Source organism: Criblamydia sequanensis CRIB-18 (assembly GCF_000750955.1).
Taxonomy (GTDB): domain Bacteria; phylum Chlamydiota; class Chlamydiia; order Chlamydiales; family Criblamydiaceae; genus Criblamydia; species Criblamydia sequanensis.
The window spans coordinates 62595-89155 of record NZ_CCEJ010000012.1 but is presented as its reverse complement, the minus strand read 5'-3'; the positions used below and the strand labels follow the sequence as shown (position 1 = coordinate 89155).

16 protein-coding genes are annotated in these 26561 nt (G+C 36.6%); 12 read left to right on the top strand and 4 right to left on the bottom strand.

The annotated features are described in order from the left end of the window. The first annotated feature begins 441 nt into the window (after nucleotides 1–441). Nucleotides 442–1275, top strand: a complete 834-nt coding sequence (locus CSEC_RS11495) for an amino acid kinase family protein (RefSeq protein WP_053332035.1) — start codon at nucleotides 442–444, stop codon at nucleotides 1273–1275. After that, the gene (locus CSEC_RS11490; protein WP_053332034.1) at nucleotides 1269–3311 is read left to right on the top strand and encodes a hypothetical protein; all 2043 of its coding nucleotides are present in this window, start codon (nucleotides 1269–1271) and stop codon (nucleotides 3309–3311) included. The genes CSEC_RS11495 and CSEC_RS11490 overlap by 7 nt, the downstream gene beginning before the upstream one ends. Nucleotides 3312–3313: 2 nt before the next feature. Here CSEC_RS11490 and CSEC_RS11485 read toward each other — a convergent pair whose 3' ends face one another. The 3 genes from CSEC_RS11485 to brnQ form a co-directional block, all read right to left on the bottom strand. Further along, on the bottom strand, nucleotides 3314–7144 hold the full coding sequence (locus CSEC_RS11485; RefSeq protein WP_041018625.1) for a ubiquitin carboxyl-terminal hydrolase family protein: 3831 nt from the start codon (nucleotides 7142–7144) through the stop codon (nucleotides 3314–3316). 277 nt (nucleotides 7145–7421) lie between these two features. Next, on the bottom strand, nucleotides 7422–11186 hold the full coding sequence (locus CSEC_RS11480; RefSeq protein ID WP_041018624.1) for a ubiquitin carboxyl-terminal hydrolase: 3765 nt from the start codon (nucleotides 11184–11186) through the stop codon (nucleotides 7422–7424). A 64-nt stretch (nucleotides 11187–11250) separates the two neighbouring features. After that, nucleotides 11251–12438 carry a branched-chain amino acid transport system II carrier protein gene (gene brnQ / locus CSEC_RS11475; RefSeq protein WP_079978061.1) on the bottom strand — a complete coding sequence of 396 codons (1188 nt, stop codon included), beginning with the start codon at nucleotides 12436–12438 and terminating at the stop codon, nucleotides 11251–11253. Nucleotides 12439–12730: 292 nt separating this feature from the next. Here brnQ and mraY point away from each other — a divergent pair, with 292 nt between their 5' ends. The 6 genes from mraY to CSEC_RS11445 all read left to right on the top strand — a co-directional run bounded on the left by mraY (nucleotide 12731) and on the right by CSEC_RS11445 (nucleotide 19479). Beyond that, entirely contained in the window at nucleotides 12731–13972 is a 1242-nt protein-coding gene (gene mraY / locus CSEC_RS11470) for a phospho-N-acetylmuramoyl-pentapeptide-transferase (protein WP_041018623.1), read from the top strand. A gap of 16 nt (nucleotides 13973–13988) precedes the next feature. Next, entirely contained in the window at nucleotides 13989–15317 is a 1329-nt protein-coding gene (gene murD, locus CSEC_RS11465; RefSeq protein ID WP_041018622.1) for a UDP-N-acetylmuramoyl-L-alanine--D-glutamate ligase, read from the top strand. Beyond that, nucleotides 15314–15985, top strand: coding sequence for a lytic transglycosylase (locus CSEC_RS11460; protein WP_041018621.1), 672 nt, complete (start codon nucleotides 15314–15316; stop codon nucleotides 15983–15985). Before murD ends, CSEC_RS11460 begins: the two co-directional genes overlap by 4 nt. A 34-nt stretch (nucleotides 15986–16019) precedes the next feature. Further along, nucleotides 16020–17099, top strand: coding sequence for a peptidoglycan glycosyltransferase FtsW (locus CSEC_RS11455; RefSeq protein ID WP_053332033.1), 1080 nt, complete (start codon nucleotides 16020–16022; stop codon nucleotides 17097–17099). A 255-nt stretch (nucleotides 17100–17354) separates the two neighbouring features. Continuing rightward, nucleotides 17355–18671, top strand: coding sequence for a coiled-coil domain-containing protein (locus tag CSEC_RS11450; RefSeq protein WP_041018620.1), 1317 nt, complete (start codon nucleotides 17355–17357; stop codon nucleotides 18669–18671). A 31-nt stretch (nucleotides 18672–18702) separates the two neighbouring features. Then, the gene (locus tag CSEC_RS11445; RefSeq protein ID WP_041018619.1) at nucleotides 18703–19479 is read left to right on the top strand and encodes a coiled-coil domain-containing protein; all 777 of its coding nucleotides are present in this window, start codon (nucleotides 18703–18705) and stop codon (nucleotides 19477–19479) included. Between the two features lie 11 nt (nucleotides 19480–19490). On the opposite strand, the gene CSEC_RS11440 is transcribed toward CSEC_RS11445, so the two are convergent. After that, nucleotides 19491–20375: a methionyl aminopeptidase gene (locus CSEC_RS11440; protein ID WP_079978060.1), complete on the bottom strand. Its 885-nt coding sequence runs from the start codon at nucleotides 20373–20375 to the stop codon at nucleotides 19491–19493. A gap of 232 nt (nucleotides 20376–20607) precedes the next feature. On the opposite strand from CSEC_RS11440, the gene CSEC_RS11435 reads away from it, so the two are divergent. The 4 genes from CSEC_RS11435 to CSEC_RS12840 all read left to right on the top strand — a co-directional run bounded on the left by CSEC_RS11435 (nucleotide 20608) and on the right by CSEC_RS12840 (nucleotide 25738). Continuing rightward, nucleotides 20608–22191 (top strand): glucose-6-phosphate isomerase, encoded by a 1584-nt coding sequence (locus CSEC_RS11435; protein WP_041018618.1) that lies wholly within the window; start codon nucleotides 20608–20610, stop codon nucleotides 22189–22191. 99 nt (nucleotides 22192–22290) lie between these two features. Beyond that, the gene (locus CSEC_RS11430; protein WP_053332032.1) at nucleotides 22291–23415 is read left to right on the top strand and encodes a UDP-N-acetylglucosamine--N-acetylmuramyl-(pentapeptide) pyrophosphoryl-undecaprenol N-acetylglucosamine transferase; all 1125 of its coding nucleotides are present in this window, start codon (nucleotides 22291–22293) and stop codon (nucleotides 23413–23415) included. Continuing rightward, the gene (gene murC, locus CSEC_RS11425) at nucleotides 23415–24794 is read left to right on the top strand and encodes a UDP-N-acetylmuramate--L-alanine ligase (RefSeq protein ID WP_053332031.1); all 1380 of its coding nucleotides are present in this window, start codon (nucleotides 23415–23417) and stop codon (nucleotides 24792–24794) included. The genes CSEC_RS11430 and murC overlap by 1 nt, the downstream gene beginning before the upstream one ends. A gap of 65 nt (nucleotides 24795–24859) precedes the next feature. Then, nucleotides 24860–25738: a cell division protein FtsQ/DivIB gene (locus CSEC_RS12840; RefSeq protein WP_053332030.1), complete on the top strand. Its 879-nt coding sequence runs from the start codon at nucleotides 24860–24862 to the stop codon at nucleotides 25736–25738. Nucleotides 25739–26561 lie beyond the last annotated feature (823 nt).

The following is a 26561-nucleotide window of genomic DNA, read 5'->3' as shown; positions in this document are numbered from 1 at the left end:
CTCACCTTGAAAGCGCTGTTGAAATGCAAAATTCATTGAACATTTTAGGCTAGCAAAACGCGAGAATTTCCCTCGAGGAGAAAATGTCTTAGCGCTTTAAAAACTATTTTAGGAAAGTTAAGCGCATAATAAAAAGATAGACTATCATGAAAAATAATTATTTTCCAACAGTTTATGGCACCTAACCCGAGACTTTCAAATTTTGGAAAGATTTTTTATTTTTCATGGTTTTTGATATCAATTTTTAAGGGGATTGTTTAGAGTGAGTTCCAAAAGTCAAAAAACGTTTTATCGCTAAACATTTAGGCGATTTAATATTTCTTATTTTTTGAAGAGTTGGACTAAATTTGAGGCATTGACTATGATTTACCGCATTCGATCCTCTAGGAGCTTCTCGTTTAAAAATATTTTTATAATTACAAAGAACATATAATAATATTTATGAAAACGCTTGTCATTAAATTTGGTGGGGCAGCTGTCGCATCCCCTGCTTGCTTTGATCATGTGGCAGAGATTGTAAAATCCAAGATTGAAAAGAAAAAAAGAGTCGTCGTGGTGGTCAGCGCCATGAAAGGCGCTACCGACCGGTTGATCAATCTAGCAAAGGAAGTTCATCCTAATCCTCCGAAAAGAGAATATGATATGCTTGTGACAGTCGGTGAGCGGATCAGCATTTCCCTTTTGGCCATGGCGATGGATAAAATCGGTTTGCAAGCCAAAAGTTTTACGGGAAGCCAGTCCGGAATTATAACAACCTCATCGCATTCAGAAGCAAGAATCATTGCCGTAAAACCTCATCGAATAGAGAAGTCTTTAAATGAATCTCAAGTGGCCATTGTAGCAGGTTTTCAAGGGGTTTCCGAGCAAAATGAAATTACAACACTAGGCAGGGGAGGATCTGACACGACAGCTGTAGCCTTAGCTATAGCTTTAAATCGTGAAAACTTTTTTAGCGAAGTGGAATTTTATAAAGATGTCAGGGGGATCTATGATAGAGACCCCCACCTTGATAAGACAGCTTCAAAATATGATTTTTTAAGCTACGAAGAGGCCTTAAAAATCACTTTGGCAGGGGCTAAAATCCTGCATCCAAGAGCTATCGCCTTGGCAAAAGATAGGGTGAGGCTTCGTATACGCTCGTTTATTGATTTAAATGATGACGGCACAGTGATCGGTTCGGATGCTTATTTAAAAGAAGAAACTTTGTTTTATGAGAGTTTGGACCCAAGACCTTATCAAGTTTCTCTTAAGGGATTAAAGGTTGGTCAATGTTAAAACCTAGATTTCCGACTATCCAAACCGTTTTTGATCCTAAGTTTGAAGGATCAAGAAACCTTCTTTACGTTAGCGCCATCGAGCAGTCCTTAAAAAAACTTCTCCCCGAATCTTTTTTTGAAATGTCTGAAGAGGAAACCTTCCTTGATAAAAAGGATTATTTTTTCTCGATGCTTCCGCTTGTAAAAACGTTAAGGTGCGAGGATAATCCTCAAAACTTTTCCTTTTTTATGCTTAGCCGCTATAGAGCTAATGCTTTTAAATTCTTTTTTGAAATTATTAGCATGTGGCTTGTCCCGGGAAAAAGGCTGGATGTCGGCATGATTTTTGCCGCCGATTTTTGTATTCAAGAATTTGGAGAAGATGTCTATACGATTTGCGAGATTGTGATTCCAATCACTAATGCATCTGATCTTGTTGAAATAGAAAGCAATCTGCCGATCATTGAAATGGAAGCAAGTTTAGGTGTCGAATCAAGCTTCTTTGCCGCTAGAATATTGGAAGTGAAAGGCATTTCAGTTGATGAAAAGACAGTTCTTATTCAAGACCGCATTAGAAACTTAATCCGTCGAAATGAGCCCCTTATCGGTCGCGACATTATGACCGAGATGCAGCATTTACTTGTTATCAGTGATAACGCCTTTAAAGCTCATAGAAAATCCTTCCATTTAACAAAAATCATCACTTCCCAGTACATCTTTAGAAAAGAGCTTTTGGAATCGGTTCGTGAAAACCCTCAAAAAAGGTTTTTAAAACTTAAAATTTTCCAGACAACAATCCAAGGGGAAGATGGTTTATTTTCGAGAAATATCCTTTCTGTGTTAGTAGGAGTCAATTTTTTAAAAGATAAGGAATTCTTTGAAGAACAGCATTTGCTTACAGTCATTCAAAATTATATGCCAGGCGTAAAAGCCGTAGACGGCTCTTTTATTGCTAATAAGAGAGGGAATGAGAAAATTTGCACTGCCTACCTAGAAGTTGAAAAAATAGAGGGAGGGACGTTTAAAATCCTGGAAATGAAGCATTTGAAGCAAGGTCTTTTTGTTGATTTAAAAGATAGAATTGCTCATTTGATGCACCCTGTTTTTATGCCTCGAAACGAAGAAGAGGTTATGAGAAATGTCTTAACGATAAGCAGCCAAATGCGATATCTGCAGGACTTACCGCAAGTATTTATCTCCTTCGATGAGCAAACCCACTCGGATCTTGTATTTACAATTATCTTTGTAAGGGTGGTCAAGCCGGGCAGTCTTAGCCTTCAGGAGCAGTTTAATGAATCAAACTCTTTTTTACAGTATGTCCATGATAGATGCAAGACAGTTGGCATGATCCGAAAAAAGTTTGTAAAGGAAGCTACCGTCTTTCGTTTAAAAATTAAAAGCGCAGATTTTTTAAGGCTGGATCATACCATTGATCTTAATAAAGCAAGACAAGCGGTCGTTGAGGAGATGACAAGAGTTTTAGGCGAGTTTAGAGACTATAACGGCGGTATGATATCCAAGCAAAATGAACTTCTTTTAACTCTAAGAAATCTCTTAAAGAGCGAATCGGTTAAGTATAGTGAATTACTTTTAGAAAACTTTTTCTATTCACTGACACCCGTTATCATGAGGACTGTGCTTGAGCCAAAATCATTAAAGAAGCTGTTTATGATGCTCTTAAATGCCATTTCAGGGGAGTTTTTTAAAGAAAGACACTCTCATCTGATTGTCGAGGAAGATGAGCAGTTTGTTTATGCGATTATTTCCGCTGAAAATCCTCAGGCAAAAAAAATAATTACCAAAGTCCTGCAAGGGTTTAACCGGCATCCGGGCTCTTTAGCCGAAACCTTCGTTCAAGTTTATGACAGCTCTTTCTTAGGCTACATTTTTAGATCGGATGATAAAGAGCAGAGACAATTATTTGTTCATTTTCTTAATGAGGGATTGCAAAGAAGGGAAGAAGAGTTGGAGCCAAGCGAAAGAAACGAAAAAAGTTTTTTCGTAAAGCCCCCTCACCCATCATTTGGATTGGATCAAGTGACAAGTGAGAAATAGCTTTAGCTAACCTTTTCAAGAATTAAGAGATATCCCTTTTCAATGAAGTCTTTAGGGTTGACAAAACTTGTTTTCTCATCATCAAAGTGAATCCAGGAACCCTCTTTTTCTATTACTGTTGTAAAGTGGCCGGAGTCAGGCCGCCTTTCCCTATCATGGTGATAAATCACCCCTTTGATTTTATATAAGCAAGTTTTAGCCGGTGCATCAAAAGCAAGAGATAAATCAATAATATAGTCTTCCGGAATTAAAAAAGGGTCAGGGTTTTTTTCATAAGAGGATCCTGTTTGAGAATATCTCTTAAGCTGAAAAACCAAATGAGAGGTAGAAGGATTTTCAAGCGAGAGTTTTTCTACCCAAGTAGAGGTCTCAGTAATAATTTGGCCCTCTTCTTCAATCTGGAGAGGATTTTTATCTTTCATGATCGTTTTACTAAAAGCTAAATCAAAAATATTTTGAAGGGTCCAATTCGAATTTACAAGAGGTGTGGCCAAGGGTAAGGATATTGGAATTAAGCTAATGGTTTGACTTTCTATTCTGCCAAGAAGAGCCTCTGTTTCCAAACGATACTTCCTCTTAATCAAATCGGCTTTCACATTAATAGCTGGAAGAAGCTTTTCAAGGACTTCAGAGGCATCCTGCATCGCTGTTTTATCACCTGTGAACCTGTTTAAGAAAAGAGTGTCTCTTAAAATGTAGGCTTTTGCGGGGAGCAAAGATTTTATGCTTCTCGAATAGGTTTCAGAGAAACTATCCAGCTGCAGTTTCAATTGAAGTTCAGGAACGGCTTTTATATAGAGTGTCGACAATATATTATTTTGCTGAGCTGTAAGGGGCTCTTTTATTTGTTGCAGAGCAAGTGAAAAAAACTCCTTGAAAGTAATCTTGTCATTGTTGATATAAATTTTTTGAAGGTAGAGGTTTTGAAGTTCAAATAAGAACTGATTAATAAGTGTTTTAAAGGAGGGTTCAAGCGACTCTTTTCTTACAAGTACATTAATCTCAGACTCGAGAATATCCTGCAAGTTTAAATAAAACTGCTTCCTTTTCAAGAGGTTATTAAATTCAGCAATGTTAAATATAGCGTGAAGCGCGGCATTTATATAGCAGCTATTCCCAATATTCGGAATGCCTATGGGAAGCCCTTTTTGAAGGTTGAGAGGCCGGGGCTCCCGAACCAGGGGTTTTACTTGGGTAGGGGGTGCGGGTCTTAAAGCGTCCAATTGGGCAAACGCACTTCTAAAGACTTGAAGATGCATAGCAGTTACGTTTAAGTTACTAGATGAAAGGTTCGATACTCTTCTAAGAAGTGATTCGTGATCAAGCGCAAGCTTGTCGTTTGCACTTTCTTGATGAAAAGGGGGTACAGCACCCCTTGGCTCGATAAACGTACTCGGCTCAGAAAGCATACTCTTCAAAGGAATCAAAGAAACGCTTGGTGGATTTACACTTTTTGACTTCTTAGCATCCTGGGAAGGCAATTCTTTTTTTCCCGCCGGAAGTATTCGTTTATTAGTGTGAGGACATTTTTCTATGTTTAAATTGACATAATTTATAAACGAGGTACGCTTCCAGAATAATGAATGAGAATTTTTTAAAAAATCGAGAATGGCCGGCGTTGATATACCTGTATTTTTTGCAAATAACTCAAAATAGGGAGGGCAAGTAACAGATGTTGAATCACGGGGTAAAGCATGAAACAAAATAAGGGCTTTCCCTTTTGAAATAAGGTCTTTATTACTCTCAAAAACGGTTGCAAGCTTTTGTAGTTCTTCATCGGCCACGATTCTTAAAAAGTAAGCGGATTTACTTCTTGTTTGTTTCCTTGTAGCCGGAAAAATCTCAAGGTTATCAAAAGAATTCAATTTTTTTAGATCACAATGATAAGGAAAACCCGCTTCATTATAAGAAAAAATCATGGTATCTAAATTAATTTTCATGCGTTTTGAAAAGAGAGAAACGGGGATTTTTGTATTTGATAAGATATCTTGACTCGGTGTGAACAAATGATTGATATTTTTTTTAAAATAAGCAAGAGCTTCTCTGACTAAGTGAATAGCGGCATGAGCGGGAGAGCTTTTAATAGCCACCGGATCAATTTTGATCGGATTGTTCTTTGCTGCTTGCAAAACAATATTAGTGAAGGAGGGAGAAATGCTTCGCAATACAATTAAATTGTTTTCAAAGCTAGACAATTCAGAATCCGATGCATCCGTAATTCTTAAAACGTGTCTATAAAAATAATAGGCCGCAGATCTTGTGGCGAAGGTATTATTTCCTTGCAAAACAGTGAAGGATTTCTCTAAAAGGGAAAAAATTGCTTTACCATGTAAAGAGAAAGCTATATGACCGCCAAAAATTTCAAAACAATGTTTAAAGTAAGAAATCGCATTAGAATCTAGTAACCAAAGGTTATATAAGTTAAAAAATGCTGAAAGCAGCAGTCTGACTTTTTCATTATCCTGCGTGTTTAAGTTTAGAAAATATGTCTTGAATTCTCCAAAAGAGACAAACATCCTGAAATCATTAACTTCTCTTCTTTGAATAGTGTTATCGTTTTGAAGCTTCTTAGGCTCGGGACGACGCTCTTGGTGATAATGGGTATTAATGATATCTGAGAATGATTCATATGGATAACTGCTTATTCTAGTTTCATACCAGGCTAAGGTACTTGCGTTTTTTAAACACTCAACCACCCGGGATGTAACAAGGCTTGTGTTTTTTGCAAATACCTCAAAGTAGGGCTTCGCTATCGGAGGACTTACTTCTGTAATAGGGTGTGCGTAAATAACGATAAGGCATTTATTTGTGAATTGGTTATTTTCTAATGCGAGAGCAATTTTTTTTAAAACATCAGGGGTTGCCCTTACTCGATTAGTTGAGGGGTCTTGGATGAGAATGTCGAATTTATTGTGAGAGTTGAAGTCGCAAAAGCTTGGAAAACCCACTTCATTAAAATAAACATTAACATTTTCCAGGTAGATTCCATTTCGAATCAAACAAACCGGCATTTCGGTGTTGCAGAGAATCTCTTTATCGTCTTGAAAGAAATGTTCTATGGACTTTGAAAAGTAGCTAATAGTTCCTTTAGCAAGAGTCATAAAGGCAATTACTGCAGGGGTTGATGATCTTTTAAAAGGTTTGAAAGACTCATTCTTTTTGCAAATAGATAAAATAAATTCTTTAAAGTAAGGAGAGGTTTGATGAATAAGCTCTAAATTTTTTTCACGGCTTGAAAAAACAGGCTCTGATTTATCAGTTATTTTTAGAATATTTGTTAGGAAGAAGTAAAGGGCTCCTCTAGAAGCTACGGTGTTTTGCTTGACGAAGGGTTTTATTAAATTGCTTAAAAGAGCTCCCATAGGGGCTCCATGAATCGAAAATGAAAAATCGCCGCCATGTATTTCAAGGTTAAATTTAATAAAAGATTCTTTAATCCAATGAAGTTCAGAGAGCCAGCTTTTAAAACCCTCGATCAAGTACGAAAAGGAAGAACGCATAACTTTCTTTTCTTCCGGCGAGAGGCATTCATAAAAAGTTCTTAGTCCTTCAAGGGTGCTTGGGTACTTCAAGAGAACAGAGGAAGTATTTAAAGCTTGAGGGGCTTCTAAAGTTTTGGGGTCGGAAATAGGATCAGGATAACTCAAAAGAACAGGGGAAGTTTTTGAAGCCTGAGGAGCTTCAATAATTGAGACTGCAGTCTCTCTTACCTTTTGATCGAGCTCCTGATAAAGGGATTCATTTTGAGTTTCTAAAAGCGTAGTTAATTTATCAAAAAAAGAAGAAAGCTGCCCTGAGGCGCTATTAATATCCGAGGTAGGCAATGGATTCATAAAAGGGACATAAATCTATAGTTTTATAATAATTAACAAAAATAAAAATGATTTTAATTAAAAACATTCATTATAACAGAAATAAAATAAATGTCTTTAGAGAATATTATTAATTTATTTTCTTGAAAAATGTATCTAAAACCCAATATTTTTTTTGGAGAGTCATTTTTTTTCATCGATGAAAAATTTTGAATCGATTTTTATGAAATCTTGAGTTCCTTTTCTCTTATATTAAAAGATTGATAAAACCTTTTTAATCTATAGGATTGGGTAAAGGTTATTCAACGGCTTCTAAAACGAAAATATAACTTTCGCTTAACATCTTTTCCGGGAAGGGAAGCCGTGTTACTTTCCAATCGTTCATGAGATGCCAATCACCTTTTATTTCAACAAGTGAAGTATAGTGTCCAAAGTTAGTTTTATTTGAGCCATAATCATCATGCAAAATGGCAGCTTTTAACTGATAAAACTTTGGATTTTTTGACTTAAAAGCTCTTGCTAGATTAAGAACTTTAGAAGGTGTGAATAAGTTGCTATTTTTATGAAATTCTCCTTCAGTTGTTTGATAATACCTCTTTAATTGGAATACTAAATATTTTGTATTCGGATTTTCAAGAGAGTACTCTTCTTCCCAATCTTTGGATTCATATATTTCCCCTGTTTCAGATAGGGTTCTAAGAGGGTCATCATCATGCAAAACAACTCTAGAAAAATTCAAATCGATAAGTTCTTGGAGAGTTAGGTTTTTGGAATCCGGAGGCAAAGAAAGCTGCAGGATAGTTGAGAGCTGTTCTTCACGTTGTCCAAGCCGAATTTTCCCCCCTAATGAAAATTTTTCTTTGATAAGGGTGGTGTGCATATTTAAAGAGAAAAAGATTTTTTCTAAAACTTGCACAGGGTCTTGCATAGACTCTAAATTAGTCTCAGGATAGTAAATTGTTTGGAATAAATAAGACCTTAGGTGCGAAATACTTTGAATTATAGAGCCTTCAGGGAAAACTTTTGCACTATATAAGCGGAAAATTTCCTTTAGGCTATCTAAAATTCCTTTTTCAATGAAAGCTTTTTTTACAAGATACTTCAAGGCAATTGAATTTGCGGGTTTTGAGAATTCAGAATGATCTACAGGTTCTCTATCGCTTCCTTGCTTTTGAATATTATTGATGAAGGCATTTAGATTAGAGAGATCAAGGGTTATTCCCGGTGCTCTAAGCGTTGCATGAATATCGCTTGCTAAAATCGTTGGTAAGTCAAGATATTTTTGGTTATTAATAGAGTTTCTAAAAAAAGGAATATGATTCAGGATTTGAAGAGCAGCATTGATATAACAGCTATTGCCAATATTTTGAAATCCCCTAACTGGATGCGTATTTTGTGTTTCTAAAGAAAATTTTTGAGAAAGGGACGTTTCTATAGTTTTTTGGAGATAATAACCATAGCTTGCTTGAGTTTGATTTTGAGCTCGTCGAGGATGACTTTGATTAAGCGTGACTGGTTGCTGAACCAAAATTGGGGCCATTTCTTTAGGAGATTGGCACCCCCTTTCATTAAAAGACTCTAATGCGGCCATAGCTTTGTCAAAAAATTGTTTATGTCTAAAGTAGCAAGCCATGGAATTTGAGGAGGTGCTGACAGGACTAAAATTATCCACATAGTTCGGTACTTTGGGGAGCTCTATGGACTGATCTGCCTCCTTAATTCTTTTTCCGCTTGGTTCTCTAGTTTTTTTGACTGAAGGCGGCTCCTTACGTTTTTTGGACTTCTTTTCATTTTGAGAGCCTTCCACAAGCTTGTCAAAGGCTTCTAAATAATTAAAGTCGTCTAAAAGCTGAACACTTTCAGGAAACCAGTAATAGCTTTTTGGATTTTTTAAAAAGAAAAGAACTTCAGCTGTAGATAGCCCTAAGTTACAGGCAAAATCTTCGAAATAAGTTTTTTGGGTTAAAGAAGCGTTTGGAAAAAAAGTTTCTTCAATCTTATAAAAAAGAAAAAAGGGAATGGTGTCATATTCCGGCCGAGAAGAATTTTCTATAAGCCCTATCCATTTTTGGGATTCCTCTATTGATAATGATTTTGTTCTTGTTACCCCCGGGCTATAGGAAACTATAGAAGCCGGGAGTCCAATTTCGTTCACATAAATATTTGAAGGGTTAATATAAGGATTCTTGATCTTGTTGGAAGGCTGTTTTCTTATTAACCAAACAGACACCTCTTGATGTCTCAAAAATTTTTTATTTCTACAGTTTTTTTGGGGTTCTATTAGAGCTTCCGGGTTATTTTTAAAAAAACAAAGGCTTTTTAAAAGTAAAGAAAAGAGTGCTAGTGCATGAGTTGGTTTAACTTTATCCGTTTTGCTGATTTCAAAAACGTTGACTTTGCAGGGATTGATTTTGGCAGCTTCAAAAAGAATATCGACATACTTTAAGGATACTTTTCCAATAATTTTTTTAAAAAGGCTTTCTTCGATATCCACTCTTTCCGTGGTTAGATTTAATATGTGCTTTAGGAAAAAGCGGTGCGCGGTTTCAACCCTATCGTTCTTTTGATTCTCAAAGTGATGCGCCAAAGTCACAAATAAAGACATTAAATGCTTTGACTGCAAGGGAAGAGAAAGTAACCCTTTATAGGAGTTAAGACATTCTGAAAGAAAGCGTGAACGTTGAAATTTAGAAAGCCAACTTTCAAAAGCATCGAATAAAAAAGATAATGTCTTAGTGATTTCGTTTTTTTCATCAAGGGGAAGAGTGCGATAAAGCTTTTGTAGCTTTAGCAAGTCAGAAACCTTCGGGGAATTTGGGTTTATGGGACGAAAAGAGGGTATGTTTACTCCCTTGGCTTTCCAGTTTGGACTTAATGGGTTCTTTAAAAAATAAAGCACTTCGCTTGTCTTAATCCCGGTGTTTAAGGCAAGGTCTTCATAATGATATGAAGTCTCAAGAAAGGGAGAAATGCAGACCTCTTCTGTTTTATGAAAAAGGAGAAGAATCTCACAGGATTGAGCTTTTTTCGGATCAAGCAAATAATTAGCTAATTCTTTTCTAGTTTCGTCAGATATAACTGTCTTGCTTAATCTATCTATCTCTAAAAGGGAATGCTTTGAAAGATGCTTCCTAATAAAATTATTGTTGCCATTGAAATGTTTAAACGAAGAAGGAAAGCCATTTTCATCAAATGCAACAAAAAAATTGTCTGAATAAATGTCTACGGTATTTTTTTCTTTTGTCACTTTATGATAATCCGCGTTTCGAGAAGCACACTTTTTTAAAAGACAAACAGTGACTACCGTATCTTTTAAGAGTTTTGCTTGACCCTCAACTCTTGGTTGAAGAAGGGCATGAAGGTTATTTTTAAAAAAGATAATATTTTTCTTTAATAAAAGGCGCATTGCTATGGCATGATCCTCATTAAAATAATCTTTTTCACAACGTGGAAATTCGTTTTCCTGACTGATTCTGTCAACTATTTCGGCAAAAGACGGCGAAATGCTTTTTAAAAAGTCTAGGTTTTGATCTCTATAGGAATAAACCGGGAAGGGAGCATTTGAGATTCGAAGGACGCAGCGCAAGAAAAAGGTGTAGGCTGAATCGATAAGAGGGTGGTCTTTTTCTTTAAAGGTTTGAGCAAGCGGCTCAAGTAAATCCTCTATAAAAGGTGAGTCAAGCGAGAAAGCTAAAGTTCCTCCATGAGCCTGAATCGAATTGAAAATAGATACTTTGCTATCCTCTTCCTGAACCCATTTTTCATAATAGTTGAATAAATAGTGTAGGGTTTCTGTGAATTTTTTCTTCTCTTCTATTGAAAGAGAATTATACAGGCTTTGAAGCTCAATAGTATTTTTGGGTAACGCGTAAGTTCTTTGCTTAACAGCTCGACCGTCTAAAGAGGGAGAAGGGTTATTTAATTCCTCTATTTGATAAAGAGAGCCGTAAGCCACTGCGGCGATGTCCTCTACTTTTTGAGAATATTCTATTGGAGAATATTCGAAGTCTTCGACAGAATAAGTAGGGGACGAGAAACCAAAAATACCGTGCAGATCTTCCATTTATAATTATCCTAATAAAAATTAAGGATAATAATTTAACTATTATAAAAAATAATAACAATATTTAAAAAATTGAGGATATGAAAGGGTACATTTCAAAAATTAAAGTTAATAAAAATAGAGCAAGGACCGGGCCTTTTACAAGAGTTATCCCATAGAGTTTATAGAGAAGGTTAAGAAGCGTGAGTAAAATAAGGGAGGGATAGAAAACCTGTAAAATGGGGCTTAAGAATTTAACAATCCCGTTAAAATCAAGAGTAGAGACAATAAAGGTGACAGCGAGTGTAATTAAAAGAGAAGTGAAATAACTCAATTTCTTTTTTGAAATATCTTTGTGTAAAAATTCAGCAAAAACATTGGTTAGAGCAATAGCTGTCGTTAAACAAGCTAAAGCCACAGCAACGGAGGTTGTAATACCGGCGTAGGGACCAAGCACTTGAAGTGCAATAGCTCCGATTAACTTATCTTGGGAAACTAGAGTTAAAGAATCCGAATAGTAAGCTGCCACAAAACTAAACCCGATATAAATGATGGCTAACAGAAAGGCGCCTACAAGGCTTGCTTTTATGGCAAGTAAAGTCAGCCTTTTAAAATCACTCTTTGATTTTGGTTCAAAATCATTTTTAAGTCCCAAAAGCACGACCGAGGAAAAAAAGAAAGCGCCAAGCAAGTCCATAGTTTGATACCCTTCTTTGAAACCGAAAAGAAAAGAATTAATATCTCCAAGGGTGCTTGAATGCATTGTTTTAGTTGACATCATGCCTTTAATTATGATGATTCCAAGAGATAATAAAAGAAAGGGAGTGAGGACATAGCCTAGTAGGTCGAGAATGCGTCCCGGTCTAAAGGTGAATAAAAAGATAATAACGCAAGAGAGCAAACTAAATAGGGGGAGAGAGATGCCGCCATCATTTAGAAACATCGACAAAGTGGAATGCGATAGCGAAATGCATCGGGGAATGGCTCCAAAAGGACCAATCAGTCCCATGATAATGCAAGAAACGATAAACCCCGGCATTTCACCGATTCTTGAAAAAAATGCACGATAGTTTCCGTCAAACAAAATCATGGTAATCAAGCCAAGAAAAGGAACGGCAACGGCGCTAAATAATAACCCAATGATAGCAAAGATAGTTTTATCCTGAGCAATTTGGCCTAAAGCTAAAGGAAATACCACATTGCCTGCTCCAAAAAACATGGAAAACATGGCAAATCCGGTGGATAGTATTGTGGAATTTAGAAAATGCTTCATTTTTTTCTTTTGGGTTAAAGCGTCAAGCTAAACATAGCTTCCTAATTTAGGACAATCGTAAAGAAGCTCTTATATTAGACTTCTTTTAAAAGAAGTCTGTCGTCTTATTAAATACATGAAATTTCGCTCTCAAAATGGGATTGAGTCTTGTTTTTAACTCGAGAGAAAATTATCTTTATTCCAACAAAATAGGTAAGAGAAGCCAATAAGAACTTTTTTATAAATTATAGAATTACAATAAGTAAGTTAAAAAAAGGCTTTCTTTTCATCCTTAAAAGGCTCAAAGGTTGGAATGTTTTTTTATTTAATGCAGCGATTTGAAGAGTGGTTTCATTTTATAACACCCCAAGTTTTTTTATATTATTCGACAAGAATGATGCTTGCTGCCATGACATCACTTTTAGTAAGCATATTTATAGGGCCTTATTTTATAAAATTGCTTTATTCGTTGAAGCTTGGACAACCGATCAGGAAAGAAGATTGTCCGCTTCTTGGGCAATTGCATCATAAAAAACAAGACACGCCTACGATGGGCGGCCTTTTAATTATAGCTTGCATGCTGCTTTCCCTCTTTCTCTGGATGGATTTAAAGCATCCTTTCACGCTAATCTTATTAGCCACTACTATTTTTTTTGGGTTTATCGGCGGCTATGATGATTTTTTAAAGTTGAAGTATAAGAATCCAAAAGGGCTTTCAGCTAAAAAAAAGATGCTTTTACAAGGCCTATTTTCTCTTTTGATAGCTTTATATTTAACAGTTCCCGGACTTGCGGAGTTTTTTGAAGAGAAAGGAATAATAGCCGCTCCTTTTGCCAAGGAAATACTAGTCTCTAAAGCTGAAAAAAATAGCGAGGATGCCTACTTAGCCAGTGTAAAAATGCTTCCCTTGTCTGAAATCTCAAATCGCATCTACGTTCCTTTTTTTAGAGAGCCTATCATCCTTTTTTCAGGTCTTTTTGGCCTCCTCTCTATTCTATTTATTTTGTTTGTAATTACAGGATCTTCAAATGCTGTAAATCTAACAGATGGCTTAGATGGCTTGGCGGCAGGATGTCTTATAATGGTCAGTGTTTCATTTGCCATTTTTGCTTTTGTTTCAAATAATATAGATTTAGCAGGTTATCTACATATTCTCTATATAGAAGGCAGCGGTGAAATCGCCATTTATATGGCAGCTTTCATTGGCGCATGTCTTGGCTTTTTATGGTATAACAGCCACCCTGCGCAAGTATTTATGGGGGATACAGGTTCTTTGGCTCTCGGAGGCATTTTAGGCGTAACCGCAGTTTTATTAAAAAAAGAGCTTCTTCTTGGAATTGTAGGAGGTGTTTTCGTTGTAGAAACTTTGTCTGTCATTTTACAGGTAAGCAGTTATAAAATGCGTAATAAAAAACGCATTTTTCTATGCACCCCCTTGCATCATCATTTTGAATATAAAGGCTGGCCTGAAACAAAAGTTGTCACAAGATTTTGGATCATGGGGTTTCTTCTCTCTTTAATAGGCCTGGCTTCCTTAAAATTTCAATACAGTTAGTTTGAAGGAATTGAGCATGCGTTTTGTCATTTTAGGATTTGGAGTAAGCGGTCAAGCTATCGCAAAATTTTTATTAAAGCAGCCTTACGAAATCTTTGTATTTGATGACAAGATTGAAAGTATCCTAAAACTACCGGAAGCTAAAAAAATAATCGATCAGGGGATTACCGTTCTTAAGGTCGCTGATCTTTTTAATTTAAAGTATTGCGATAAGACGATCCTATCTCCCGGCATCCCGGAAAATCATCCTTGTCTTTTGCATCTTCAAAAAATTTCGGAGGAAGTGGTAGGCGAGATGGAATTTGCTTTGAGACAGTTTGAAGGAAGATGTGTTGGAATAACCGGCACTAATGGAAAGACTACTGTTACAAAACAAATTTCTCATATTTTAAACTATAATGGAAGAAAAGCAATTGCTTGCGGGAATGTAGGTTATACTTTAATTGACGCTGTTCAAGAGTTTAAAAATGATATTTTAGTGATCGAAATAAGTTCTTTTCAACTAGATCGGTTAGAATCACAAAAATTAGAATCGGCAGTTCTTTTAAATATTACGCCTGATCATTTAGACCGGTACCAAACTTTTGAAACCTATGCCATTTCAAAAGCAAAAATTAGAAGTTTAATTAAACCCCAGGGCTGTTTTTACATACATGATAAAACGCTTGAAGATTTTTGGGTGTTATTTGAAAATAAGAATGCTATTTCTTATGGTTTTGAAAATAATGCTCAAATAACTCTTAAAAATGGCAACCTCATTCGCTATGGAAAAGAAGAAATTAATTTAGCTTTTTTAACTGAAAATTTAGTGAAACATGATCTTGAGAATTTATTGGCAGCTTATGCTATTTGCCGGGATCTTGGACTTAGTTCAAAACAAATAAAAGAAGGGTTGGAAACTTTTAAAAAACCTGCCCATCGTATTGAGTTTGTTAAAGAAGTAAAAGGCATTCGTTTTTTTGATGACAGCAAAGGCACGAATATTGATGCTGTATGTCAAGCGGTCAATTCGATGAATGGCAATATTCTATTGATTGCGGGCGGGGTTGACAAGGGATCCCCCTATACGCCTTGGGTTGATATCTTCCAAGGGAGAGTAAAAAAAGTTTTTGCAATTGGACAAGCAGCTGAAAAAATCCGCAAAGATTTAACCCCTTTTGTGCAAGTCAGTATAGCAAAAAACCTTGAAGAAGCGGTATATGATGCTTTTAAAGAAGCCGATAAAGGTGAAAACATTTTACTGTCTCCTGGCTGCTCTAGCTACGATATGTTTCGGGATTATGCTCACAGGGGTGAAGAGTTTAAACGAATTGTGAACACATTAACCAATGAGATGAAATTATGACACGGCGGGACATTATAATTGCTGCAGTTATTGTCAATTTAGGATTGCTCGCGGTACTTTTTTTACTCGCCGGCCATTTTGATGAAACAGAAGAAATCCAAAAAGAAGAAATAGCTGAAATTCTATTAGAGAAGCCAAGGCCTATTTTGAAAGAAGAGCATGCTCCCGTATTTTTGGCGGAAGAAAATGATGCCGATGAAGTAGATGCTGTGTTAAGAGATTTTGCTGAATCTATTGAAGCTAAGCATGAAACCGAGCGTTCCTTTACTCTTTCAAGAACTGAGGAAGATTACAAAATCGAGAAAAAGAAACCTTCTGAAAATGTAACTGAAATTACAGTCAAAAGAGGAGATGTTTTAAGTAAAATTGCAAAAGCTAACGGAACCTCTGTTTCTGCTATAAAAAAACTCAATCATTTAACAAGCGATCGCCTTCAAATAGGTCAAACCTTGCAAATTCCTATCGCATCGGATAAGGATATAAAAAGAGCCGAAACCCCATCAATCTCTCAGAGTGAGGGATCTTATTATATAGTTCAATCCGGCGATAACCCATGGAAGATTGCTAAAAAATTTGATGTCAGTGTTAATGAACTTTTACAGATGAATAACATGGATGAGAAAAAAGCAAGAGCTATTAAACCGGGTGACCGCATAAGAGTTGAGTAATTTTTCTTTAAGCGTAAAAATATTTCGAATCTCGATGCCGCCTCTGCTTCTTTTTCTAATTGGCCTTGTTGTGATCTTTAGTACAACAAGCGCGAGTATTTTAGACGGAGACCAAGCCAAAAGCACGCATCATGCCATTATAAGGCAATTTTTCTATTTTTTTTTAGCTTTAATATTGTCTTTCCTTTCCTATCGAGCGGGTTATTTGAGATTTCTAAAAATAAGCCCGTTTCTTTTTTGGGCCTTTGTGTTTCTTTTAGTTTTAACTTTAATTCCGGGAATTGGAAAGCAGGTCAATGGAGCAAGAAGATGGATTGGCGCCCAAGGCTTTTATTTTCAGCCTTCCGAATTTGTAAAGGTGATCCTTCCAAGCTACTTTATTTATCGCCTAAGTTTTTTAGAATTCGGAAATGTCTCTTTTGGCTCTTTTATGAAAGAAGTCTTTATCGCTCTAATTCCGGTGATTCTTATTTTAATTGAGCCTAATAACGGAACGGCTGCGGTTCTTCTTCTTTCATTAATTGTCTTATTCTACCTTATGAAAATTAAAGCCAAGTACTGGGCTTTACCGCTTTTATTAACAGTCGGATGCGGGGCCCTCTTTGCTTCTCAATTGCCCTATGTTTCAAGAAGGCTTGAAGCCTACTTGCATCCCGAAAAGGATTTGCAAGGAAAAGGCCACCAGCCCTATCAGGCTAAGATTGCTGCAGGTTCAGGAAAACTCTTTGGAAAAGGTCCGGGAAAGAGTTTGCAAAAGTTAAGTTACTTACCGGAAGCTCAAAATGATTATATTGCTGCAATATTTGCTGAAGAATATGGTTTTACGGGGATTACACTCATCATTTTTCTATACGGCTTAATTGCTTATTTTGGCTTTGAGATTTGCTTTCAAACAGAAACTTTGGAAGGCTATTATTTATCTGCACTCATTTCCTTTTTAATAAGTTTTCAAGCTTTTTTAAATTTAGGAGTGGTGTCAGGCATTTTACCAAGCACAGGTTTAAACCTTCCTTTTTTTAGCCAAGGCGGCACATCTTTAATGGCTAATGCTCTTTGTGTTTCGCTTCTTGTCAGCATTAGCACGAGAAAAAAAGAGCCTTTGCTATCGAACTAATTGATTCAAAAAAAAGAAATAGAACTTAAAAAAGTGTTTTCTATTTTTTGTGAAAGGTTTAGTTTCGAAAAATGCTAAAAACCTTTATATTTTTCAATAATAGACTTTTTTCGAAATTCCCTTTGATGGGGAAAATAGAGCCATTTTAACAATAAAATGGAATTTCGAAAGAGGTCTGATAAATAACATTAATAATTTATTTGTTGGCTTCTCATATAATTCAAAGAAGCTTTTTACCTTGTAGGCGGTTATCTTGTGGATAAGAGTGAAATAGAATTACAGAAAAAACTTCTTTTTTGGGGTCTTATCGGTCCTTTTCTTATCCTCTTATCGATTTCATTAAGCTCTTTAAAGCCGTCATCTTTGCAAGAAATTTTATCGTTTTCAGCTATTTTCGGCCTCTTGTTGTCAGTAGCCTTTGATTGGAAAGGGGCGATTACCGCATCAGCCCTTTTTTGTCTGATTGTCTTCACACAAATAGGAGACATGAATTTTAATGAGATGATTTGGACTTTTGGTTTAACTTTTTCCTATATCCTTTCCTTTTTTATTTCATCTTTTTCTTCAAAGGAAGCGATTCAACTTATCTATGCCATGCAAATTGAATCTAAGAGCCGTTTGGAAAATATCTGGCGATTAGATGAAAAACTAAAAGATATGTTGAAAAGTCAAGAAGATGAGCGTCGGCAGCTTGGAACTCGTTTAGAAGAATCTAGAAAAGACCTTTTTACAATTAAGAAGCAAGAAGAGATCAATTATTCAATCATTCAGGATCATAAAAAAGAAATCGCTTCTTTAAAAGAACTCATGGAGAAGCAAGAGTTCCAACTTCGGCAAGAAAGAGAAAAAAATGGAGCTTTGGCCTCCGAGGTAAAGGATTTAGAATCTCTCATTGAATCGATGGAAGGGGGAGGGCCTGAAACAAGCTCTCTTTTAACTGAATTTGAAAAGACGCTGGCTGAGAATAATCGTTTAAAAGAAGAATTAAAGCTTTTGCATGATCATTTTAATGAGGAAATGTCTCTTCATAACAATGTGATTGCAGGACTTAGAAGCGAGCTTGATAGCTTCATCAAAGAATCTGCTAAAAAGGAAGAAGAAGAGTTGAGACATCAACGCATGATTCATGAACTCGGGGAACATGCCGAGCTCTTAATCAATGAAAAAACACTTCTAGAAACAGCCCTTAATAAGCTTGAAGAAGATTTAATTAGAGAAAAAGCTTCTAAGAATGATTTTGCAAACGAGCAAGAGCAACTTTCAAATGCCCTAAAAAAGAAGGAGGAAGAGATTTCAGAACTCCACTTTAAAAATGATGAGTTGGCAGCCCAATTTGAGAATAAAGAAGCTATTTTAAGACAACTTGTACAAGAAGGTCAAGCTCGCGTACAAAAACTTGAAAAAGAAATTAAAGACTCCAAGCAAAGAGCAAAAGATCCTGAAATTGAAAAACAGGAGTTTGAGGCTTTAGCAAAAAACTGCGAAAAACTTCAGAATGAGAATCTCTCTCTTTCGACAGCTTTAAAAGAAAGCGAAACTGAAAAAATGGAGGCGCTAGAAGAAAAGATGTGAGAAGGAAAACCTCGCTTCTAAACTTTCCGAAATGGAAATTCTAAAACAGCAACTTGAAAAAGAAATTGAAGAGTTTACAAAGTTTCGTGAAGAAAGTGTGCAAACCAAAACAGAGTTTCAACTTCTCAAGTCTGAGTTTGATTCCTTAAGCTCCCTTTATGAAGAGCTTTCAAAAACACAAGAGAGCGTAATTGTTGAGAAGGAAAGCCTCGCCTCTAAACTTTCCGAAATGGAAATTCTAAAACAGCAACTTGAAAAAGAAATTGAAGAGTTTACAAAGTTTCGTGAAGAAAGTGCGCAAACCAAAACAGAGTTTGAACTTCTCAAGGCTGAGTTTGATTCTTTGAACTCCCTTTATGAAGAGCTTTCAAAGACACAAAATGCTGAAGATGGAAAAGTAAAAGAGGTTCTGCCGACTAAAAAAGCACAACAACTTATGAAAGAAAAAGAAAAGCTTCAACTTGCCGTTCAAGACTTAAAAAAGAAGAGAAAGCAAGATCTTCTGCAAAATAAGAAAACAGAAGGAATGCTTAAACAAATGAAGCAGCAGTTTGAAGAAAAAGCCGCGACTTTAGATGAAACAAGACGCGCTTTATTTCACATGCAAGAAAAAGTTTTAGCTTTTCAGCGCGAAAAAGAGTTGCAAAAAGAAGATAGATCAGAAGTTGAAAACTTGCTTGAACAGCAGATCGCGCAACTTGAAAAAGAAAGAAAAACGCTTATTCAAGAGCATCAGGAAGAAGTTGAAGCGCTTCATGATATCATAGAGACACTAACTTCCAAAGAGAGCGCTGAAGCGCTCGCTTAAAGATTAATCTCTTATTTCTTCCAAGGAGTTAGAATTTCATACCCGATCGGGGTTATAAGAATCGTGTGCTCCCATTGGGCTGAAGGTTTGCCGTCTTGAGTTCTTGCCGTCCACTGATCATAGGGATCAATCACAGCTTTTCTGCTTCCCGCATTGATCATGGGTTCAATTGTGAAAATCATACCCGGAGCTAAAGGAATTGTGCTTTTGTTTCTATGATGGCAAACTTGAGGGCCCTCATGAAATTCAATTCCAACGCCATGACCGACAAATTGGTTGACAACAGAACATCCATGAACCTCTGCATAAGATTCAATGACCTCACCTATTTTATTGAGTAAAACACCCGGCTTTAAAATAGCAATGGCGCGTAAAAGACATTCATAGGCGACATCGGCAACGAGCTTTTTTTCATGAGAAACTTCACCAATTTCAATCATCTTGCTGCAATCACCATAGTAGCCATCTAAAATGCAAGTAACGTCGATATTTAAGATGTCTCCTTTTTTTAAAGGGGTATCGTTTGGGATTCCATGGCAGATCACTTCATTTAAAGAGGTGCAAATACTTTTTGGAAAAGGGGGCATTCCATAATGCAAAGGGGCTGGAATGGCGCCGGATTCTTTATGCAGCTTGTCGGCAAAATCATTGAGTTCTTGTGTTGTTACCCCATCTTTTGCTAAAGCTGCTGTTTCATCAAGAATTTTTGCAGCAAGATGACAGGATCGTCTAATGCCTTCAATTTGCTTTTCATTCTTAAGGATGATATTGTTTTTGCGGTAAAGCTCACGATTGATTTGAAAGGAGGAGGAATCAGTCGGAGGCTCTACGGGAAAATGACATTTTTTCCATTTCTTTAGGCTTCCACACCAGCAAAAATCATTTCTTCCAATCATTAGGGTCTTTCCTTATTTTTCGAAAAAAAACTTCTTCTTCGAAAATTTAGCTTTTCATTAAAAATTTGGTTTTTTGTCAGATAAAGAAGTTTATTATAACTGATTCTACTAAAATAGCTGAAGAAAAACTATGAGATAAATTAAATTGATTTTTGAAAAAAATTAACTTTAAAGTTAAAATAATTTTTATTTTAGGTGCAAATCGTAAAAAAGTTGATAGAAGGAATGTGAAATGGATTTTGAAAAGCTTTCTGCCTATAAAAAATTACAAGAACTTGCTAAAAATCCACCTGATCTTACTAAAAATTCCGTCTTTAATATTGATCGTATCAAAAATTTTGTTGCTAAATCTAAAGACTACACTCTCTTTTATGCAGGTGAAAGGGTCAATGAAGACATCATAAAAACACTTTTTGAACTTGCAAAAGAAGCCTCTGCTTTAGAAAAAATGCAGAATATGCAAAATGGTGAAATTGTCAATTTTATCCGCGGCTTCCCAAGTGAAAATCGCGCTGCTTTACACACAGCAACGAGGGATTTTTTTTCAGGGGATAAGAAAAGTAAAACCGCAAATGAAGCTAAAGCTTTAGCTTATGCCGAATATGAAAAATTAAAGCGGTTTTTGGCAGAGATCGAGACCTTTGATCGCTTTCAAGATCTTATCATGATAGGAATTGGAGGATCGGATCTTGGCCCTTATGCTAATTTTTTAGCTCTGGCTCATTTAATAAAAAAAGGTCGTAGAGCTTTTTTCATCAACAACATCGATCCGGATAACCTTCATCGTGTTATAGAATCTGCAAACCTTGACAAAACCCTTGTGGCGGTAGTTTCAAAATCAGGCAATACGCTTGAAACTATGACAAATGAAGCTTTTTTAAGAGACTGTTTTGTTAAAGCCGGGCTTGATCCAAGAAAGCATTTTGTCGCTGTAACCGGAGAGGGAAGCCCTATGGATGATAAATCCCTTTACCTCGACACTTTTTATATCTGGGATTGGATCGGCGGGCGCTTTTCTTCAACTTCTATGGTAGGGGGGGTATTACTTGGCTTTGCTTTTGGAATGGAGATTTTTACTGAATTTCTTAAAGGGGCAAGCGAGATGGATCACGCGGCTTTAAATCCGAATTTAAGTGAAAATATCCCTCTTCTTGGAGCCCTATTATCTATTTGGAATCGAAATTTTTTGCATTATGAAACCCTCGCTGTCATTCCCTACTCGCAAGCCCTAAGCCGATTCCCTGCGCACTTTCAGCAGCTTTCTATGGAATCTAACGGGAAGCATATCGATAAGGAAGGAAAAAGGACTCCTTTTCAAACCGGCATGATAATTTGGGGGGAGCCGGGGACAAATGCGCAACACTCATTTTTCCAGCTTCTTCATCAAGGGGTCGACCCTATTCCAATAGAATTTATAGGGTTTATTGAGTCCCAGAGCCGGTTCGATTTTATTTTTAACGGTACGACAAGCCAAGAAAAGCTTCTTTCAAATCTTCTTGCGCAAAGCATAAGCCTTGCAACAGGAAAAAAAAGTGATAATCCCAATAAAGAATTCGATGGAAATAGACCTTCGCATATTTTAATGGCTGAGCAGCTGACTCCAAAAACTTTGGGGGAGCTGCTTGCTTACTTTGAGCATAAAACAGCTTTTGAAGGGTTTATTTGGAATATCAACTCCTTTGATCAAGAAGGAGTCCAGCTAGGTAAGGTTGTGGCGGAGAAAATTATAGATCAGTTCGCCTCGGAAAGAAAAAAAGAGTTTAATGAAGGATACGGGGTAGCCAAAGCTTATCTCGAACTATTTAAGAAAGTATAGAAAGCTATTATCTTAAAGCTATCGACTCTTCGGTTGTATTATCTTGCTCTCTCTTGTATAATCCAATTCAAGAAAATGACTTTGTATAGGTAAATTCTTATGGCAAAACGGATCCTGATATCAGCAGGAGGTACAGGAGGACATGTCTATCCGGCTCAAGCTTTAGCTAAAAAACTTAAAGCGGAAAATCCTGAGCTTTATATTTTCTTTGCAGCAGCAGGCCTTGAGGGCAATCAGTTTTTTGATCGCGAATCCTTCCCTTATCAAGAAGTTTCAGCCGGTTATTTTCCACTAAAAAGACCTTTAAAATGCATGGCAAGTTTTGGAAAATTAATAGCAGGCCTTTGGCAAAGCGATCGACTATTAAAAAAAATTGCCCCTGATCTAATTATCGGTTTTGGAAGCTACCACACGCTTCCGCTTCTTCTAGCAGCAAGATTAAGAAAGATCCCTTACATATTGCATGAAGCTAATAGCATTCCGGGAAAAGTAAACAAGCTTATGTCAAAAGGAGCTCTTGCTACAGGGATTTTGTTTCCCGATGCTAGAAATTATCTAAAAGGTAATGTTGTAGAAGTAGATTTACCTTTAAGAGATACTCTTAATAATAGTTTTATGACTCGTGAAAAAGCCATCGAACACTATAGTCTCGACCCTGATAAAACAACCCTTCTTTTTTTTGGAGGATCACAAGGAGCTGCATCACTTAACCATTTAGCAATAGAAACCGTTTCAAACCTCAAAGATTGGAAAAAAACCATTCAAATCCTTCATTTTACAGGAAGGGAAAAGGAAACTTCAAAAATTGCACATCTTTATAATGATTTAAAATTGACAGCTTATGTTAAAGATTATGAAGAGAACATGGAGTTTGCTTGGATGGCCGGAGACCTTTTAATTTCAAGATCAGGCGCCGGTACTATTGCTGAAGAAATCGCTTACGAAAAACCGGGTCTACTGATTCCTTATCCAATGGCTGCTGATAATCATCAAGAGAGGAATGCCTTTTTTATGAGCGATAAGGTGAAAGGGGCCCTTACTTTAATTGAAAAAAATTTGACCGGAAAGAAATTAGCCTCTGTCATAATAAGCTTATTAGAAGACAATAATAAAGCTCTTCTGCAATTAAGAGACCATATTATCCAATTTAAGATGAATACTGTTCGAAAAGATTTTTGTGAATTTATAAAAGCCACTTATAATGGATCTAAGGAGAGAAGCTGATGGATGAGAAATATCATTTCATAGGGGTTGGCGGCATCGGAATGAGTAGTCTTGCTTGTATTTTGATGCAGCGAAAAGCTAAAGTCAGCGGCTCTGATTTAACAAGTTCTTATATCACTGAAGGACTCAAAAATATGGGAGCCGATATTTTTATCGGACACGATGCGAGCCATGTAAAAGAAGATAAAACAGTGGTGTACACAACCGGAGTTGGCCAAGAAAATTGTGAATTCATAGAAGCTTGCCGCATAAGAACTAAAATGCTTCATAGATCTGATTTATTACATTCTCTTATGCAAGGGTACAAGATGCTGGCTATTGCCGGATCGCATGGCAAAACAACAACAAGCGCCTTATTGACAGAAGTTCTGATTGAAGCGAATTTAGACCCTTCCTTTTCAATCGGCGGGATTTTAAAAAGCATGAACGCTAACGGAAAGCATGGTGAGGGGGAGTATTTTGTTGCCGAGTCCGATGAAAGCGATGGCACTTTCTTAAAATATAAGCCATTTGGAGCCATTTTGACTAACATCAGCACAGATCATATGGACTATTTTCTTACCAAAGACCGTTTGAAAGATGCTTTTAGAAAATTTTTGATTAAGGTTCAGTCTCAAAAACATTTATTTTGGTGCAAAGAGAGCAAGTACCTTAGAGAAATTCACCCAAGCGGCTATGGTTACGGTTTTTCAGAAGACTGCGAGCTTAGAGCTAAAAATTTTAAACAAGACGGCTGGAGATTTAGAATGGATATCTCCTTTAAAGGCCAATTGTATTTGGATGTCGAGTGCGCTTTAATTGGCCATCATAATGCCTTAAATGCACTTGCAGTATTTGGAATGGGGATATCGCTTGGAATAAAAGAAGAAGCCATCAGAAAAGCTCTTTTTAACTTTCAAGGTGTAAAAAGGCGGGCAGATATCCTTGGGGAGAAAAACTCAAGGCCCCTTTTTATCGATGATTATGCTCATCATCCGAACGAAGTTGCCAATACTTTAGCGGGCTTAAGACTTGCACTGAATGATAGAAGACTTATTACAGTTTTCGAACCTCATCGATATTCAAGAGTAAAAGATTGCCAAGGGCTTTTTGCCGGCATGTTAGATGCCTCGGATCTTGGGATTGTGACAGATATCTATCCTGCAGGTGAGAAGGCTATTGAATCGGTTTCTTCCAAGCTTATTATAGAAGAGCTTGAAAATTGTGAGACTCCGGTACGCTATTCTCCTATTAACGAACTTGAAAAAACACTATTGGATCTTATAGAACCAAATGATGCGATAGTTTTTATGGGAGCTGGAAGCTTGTCGACTTTTGCGAGAGATTTTGCAAAAAAATGGCAAACGTTGGAAGCTTCAAAAAAAGAAGTCCTTCTTTAAGGCCTTAATTTACAGATTTCTAAATAAATCAAGAAAGAAGGAAAAAGAAGTCTTCTATCTTTTTTATGGCGCCCTATAAGTATTCTTACACAAAAGCCTTGTTATGGATCTTGCTCTCCAATTTTTTGGTTGCGGCGCTTTTTTTTCTAAGTTTTAGCAATGCTTCTTATGAACGTCTGAAAAATGCGGCAGATCCTAGATTCAATATTCACTATTTAATGCAAACAGGCCCTGAAAAAGAGCAGTTAAAAACAGAGTATCTAGCAGAACTCTTAAGTTTATCGCAAGATGAGCCTGTAAATGTCTACCAATACCCGATTTTAGAAGCTCAAAATAAAATCTTAAAAAACCCGTTATTCAAAACAGTTTCGATAAAAAGGGTAACTCCGGATGCCCTTCTTATTGATTATACTATCCGTAAGCCTATTGCTTTTCTTTATAATAGATCCAATACAGCTCTAGATTCCGAAGGGAAGCTCTTTCCTTTTTCACCTTTTTACACGCCTAAAAAGTTGCCTTGGATTTACCTGAATGAGGCTCTTTTTTTAAAAAATGAAGCCATCTGGGGTAAAAATTTGACCTTCGGGGAAGATAAGCTCAAACCGATTTCCTTGTTTAACGAGATAAAAAAATACTCTTTGCAATTTGATTTGAACCTTTCTAGTGTCGATTTTTCCAAAATTGAGGAATCCATTTTTGCAAAAAGGGAAATTGTTTTAATGGCCACAACGAATATCAGCTATAAAAATGATCCCCAAAAACTCTTTTTTATACGATTGCCAGTGTATGACTTAAAGGAGGCTTTTGAAAAACTTGGCAGTTTAAAAAAATATCTTCAGATGCGGGAGAGAGATAAAAAATCGATTTACATTTTGGATTTAAGACAAAAAGAACTCGTTCTTTTTAAAAAAGTAGGAGGCGGTAATTTACCGTCCGGCCTTTAACCCGTGGCTTGCTTAAGCCAAATCCCGCTTGCAGGCTAATTAAACCCCGACGCCAAACTGTCCCGGCAGCCTTGCTCTCATTTTCATAATTTTAATAAGTGCGATTTCGCTACCGCAATCTCCCCGTTTTAACCCCTGATTGCTCCTAATCTCGCTTGAGGATCCTTTTAAAGTTAAGATGCTTAATTTTCATGACTTAAGCCAAACCCGAGAGTTTGGGAAGTCAGGAAAATAGCGAGTTGCAATTTTAAAATGAATTCTCAGGCGACTAATCGTTAGTCCGGACATCTGCTTTTCATGTTTCGTTTTCTTTTCGGCTCAAATGAAAGTCCTATCATTGCTATCAAATCGTCTTCTAATGAATAGTCTTTATATGCCCTATCTCCTATTAACGAAAGCCCTTCCGGCAAATCGAGAACTCTATAATTTCAATCCTTCTATATCAGCCTAACTCCCGAGGGTAATACAAAACCCCAATCTAATTGAAGAATTTGAATGTTAAGGAGATTAGACGGGGTTTTTTTATAATCACGCTCGAAATGAGGTGCAGAAATTAATGCAAACGTCATCAGTTCGCTTAGTTGTCATTTTTCATTTTCGAATCATCTTTTAGACCAAAATATTTACAACTTCATCACAAATACAAAAAATTGCAATAATCTGTTGATGCCTAACATCCTTCCTTGTTTGGAAGGATATTACGCTCACAGGCAATCATCCGACAATTAGTCTATCTATTTTCATCTTTGTCTTTCGGCAAAGGCCCGGCATTGCCTTCAAGTAAATCTAAAAAATCTATTGACACCTTGCGGCGCTTAGCCTA

Coding starts and splice junctions, on each gene's coding strand:
- CSEC_RS11445 (WP_041018619.1), top strand. CDS start 18,703: ATGGAAATTCTAAAACAGCAACTTGAAAAAGAAATTGAAGAGTTTACA.
- CSEC_RS12840 (WP_053332030.1), top strand. CDS start 24,860: ATGGCGCCCTATAAGTATTCTTACACAAAAGCCTTGTTATGGATCTTG.
- murC (WP_053332031.1), top strand. CDS start 23,415: ATGGATGAGAAATATCATTTCATAGGGGTTGGCGGCATCGGAATGAGT.
- CSEC_RS11490 (WP_053332034.1), top strand. CDS start 1,269: ATGTTAAAACCTAGATTTCCGACTATCCAAACCGTTTTTGATCCTAAG.
- brnQ (WP_079978061.1), bottom strand. CDS start 12,438: ATGAAGCATTTTCTAAATTCCACAATACTATCCACCGGATTTGCCATG.
- CSEC_RS11430 (WP_053332032.1), top strand. CDS start 22,291: ATGGCAAAACGGATCCTGATATCAGCAGGAGGTACAGGAGGACATGTC.
- CSEC_RS11480 (WP_041018624.1), bottom strand. CDS start 11,186: ATGGAAGATCTGCACGGTATTTTTGGTTTCTCGTCCCCTACTTATTCT.
- CSEC_RS11485 (WP_041018625.1), bottom strand. CDS start 7,144: ATGAATCCATTGCCTACCTCGGATATTAATAGCGCCTCAGGGCAGCTT.
- CSEC_RS11440 (WP_079978060.1), bottom strand. CDS start 20,375: ATGATTGGAAGAAATGATTTTTGCTGGTGTGGAAGCCTAAAGAAATGG.
- mraY (WP_041018623.1), top strand. CDS start 12,731: ATGTTTTTTTATTTAATGCAGCGATTTGAAGAGTGGTTTCATTTTATA.
- CSEC_RS11495 (WP_053332035.1), top strand. CDS start 442: ATGAAAACGCTTGTCATTAAATTTGGTGGGGCAGCTGTCGCATCCCCT.
- CSEC_RS11435 (WP_041018618.1), top strand. CDS start 20,608: ATGGATTTTGAAAAGCTTTCTGCCTATAAAAAATTACAAGAACTTGCT.
- CSEC_RS11455 (WP_053332033.1), top strand. CDS start 16,020: ATGCCGCCTCTGCTTCTTTTTCTAATTGGCCTTGTTGTGATCTTTAGT.
- murD (WP_041018622.1), top strand. CDS start 13,989: ATGCGTTTTGTCATTTTAGGATTTGGAGTAAGCGGTCAAGCTATCGCA.
- CSEC_RS11460 (WP_041018621.1), top strand. CDS start 15,314: ATGACACGGCGGGACATTATAATTGCTGCAGTTATTGTCAATTTAGGA.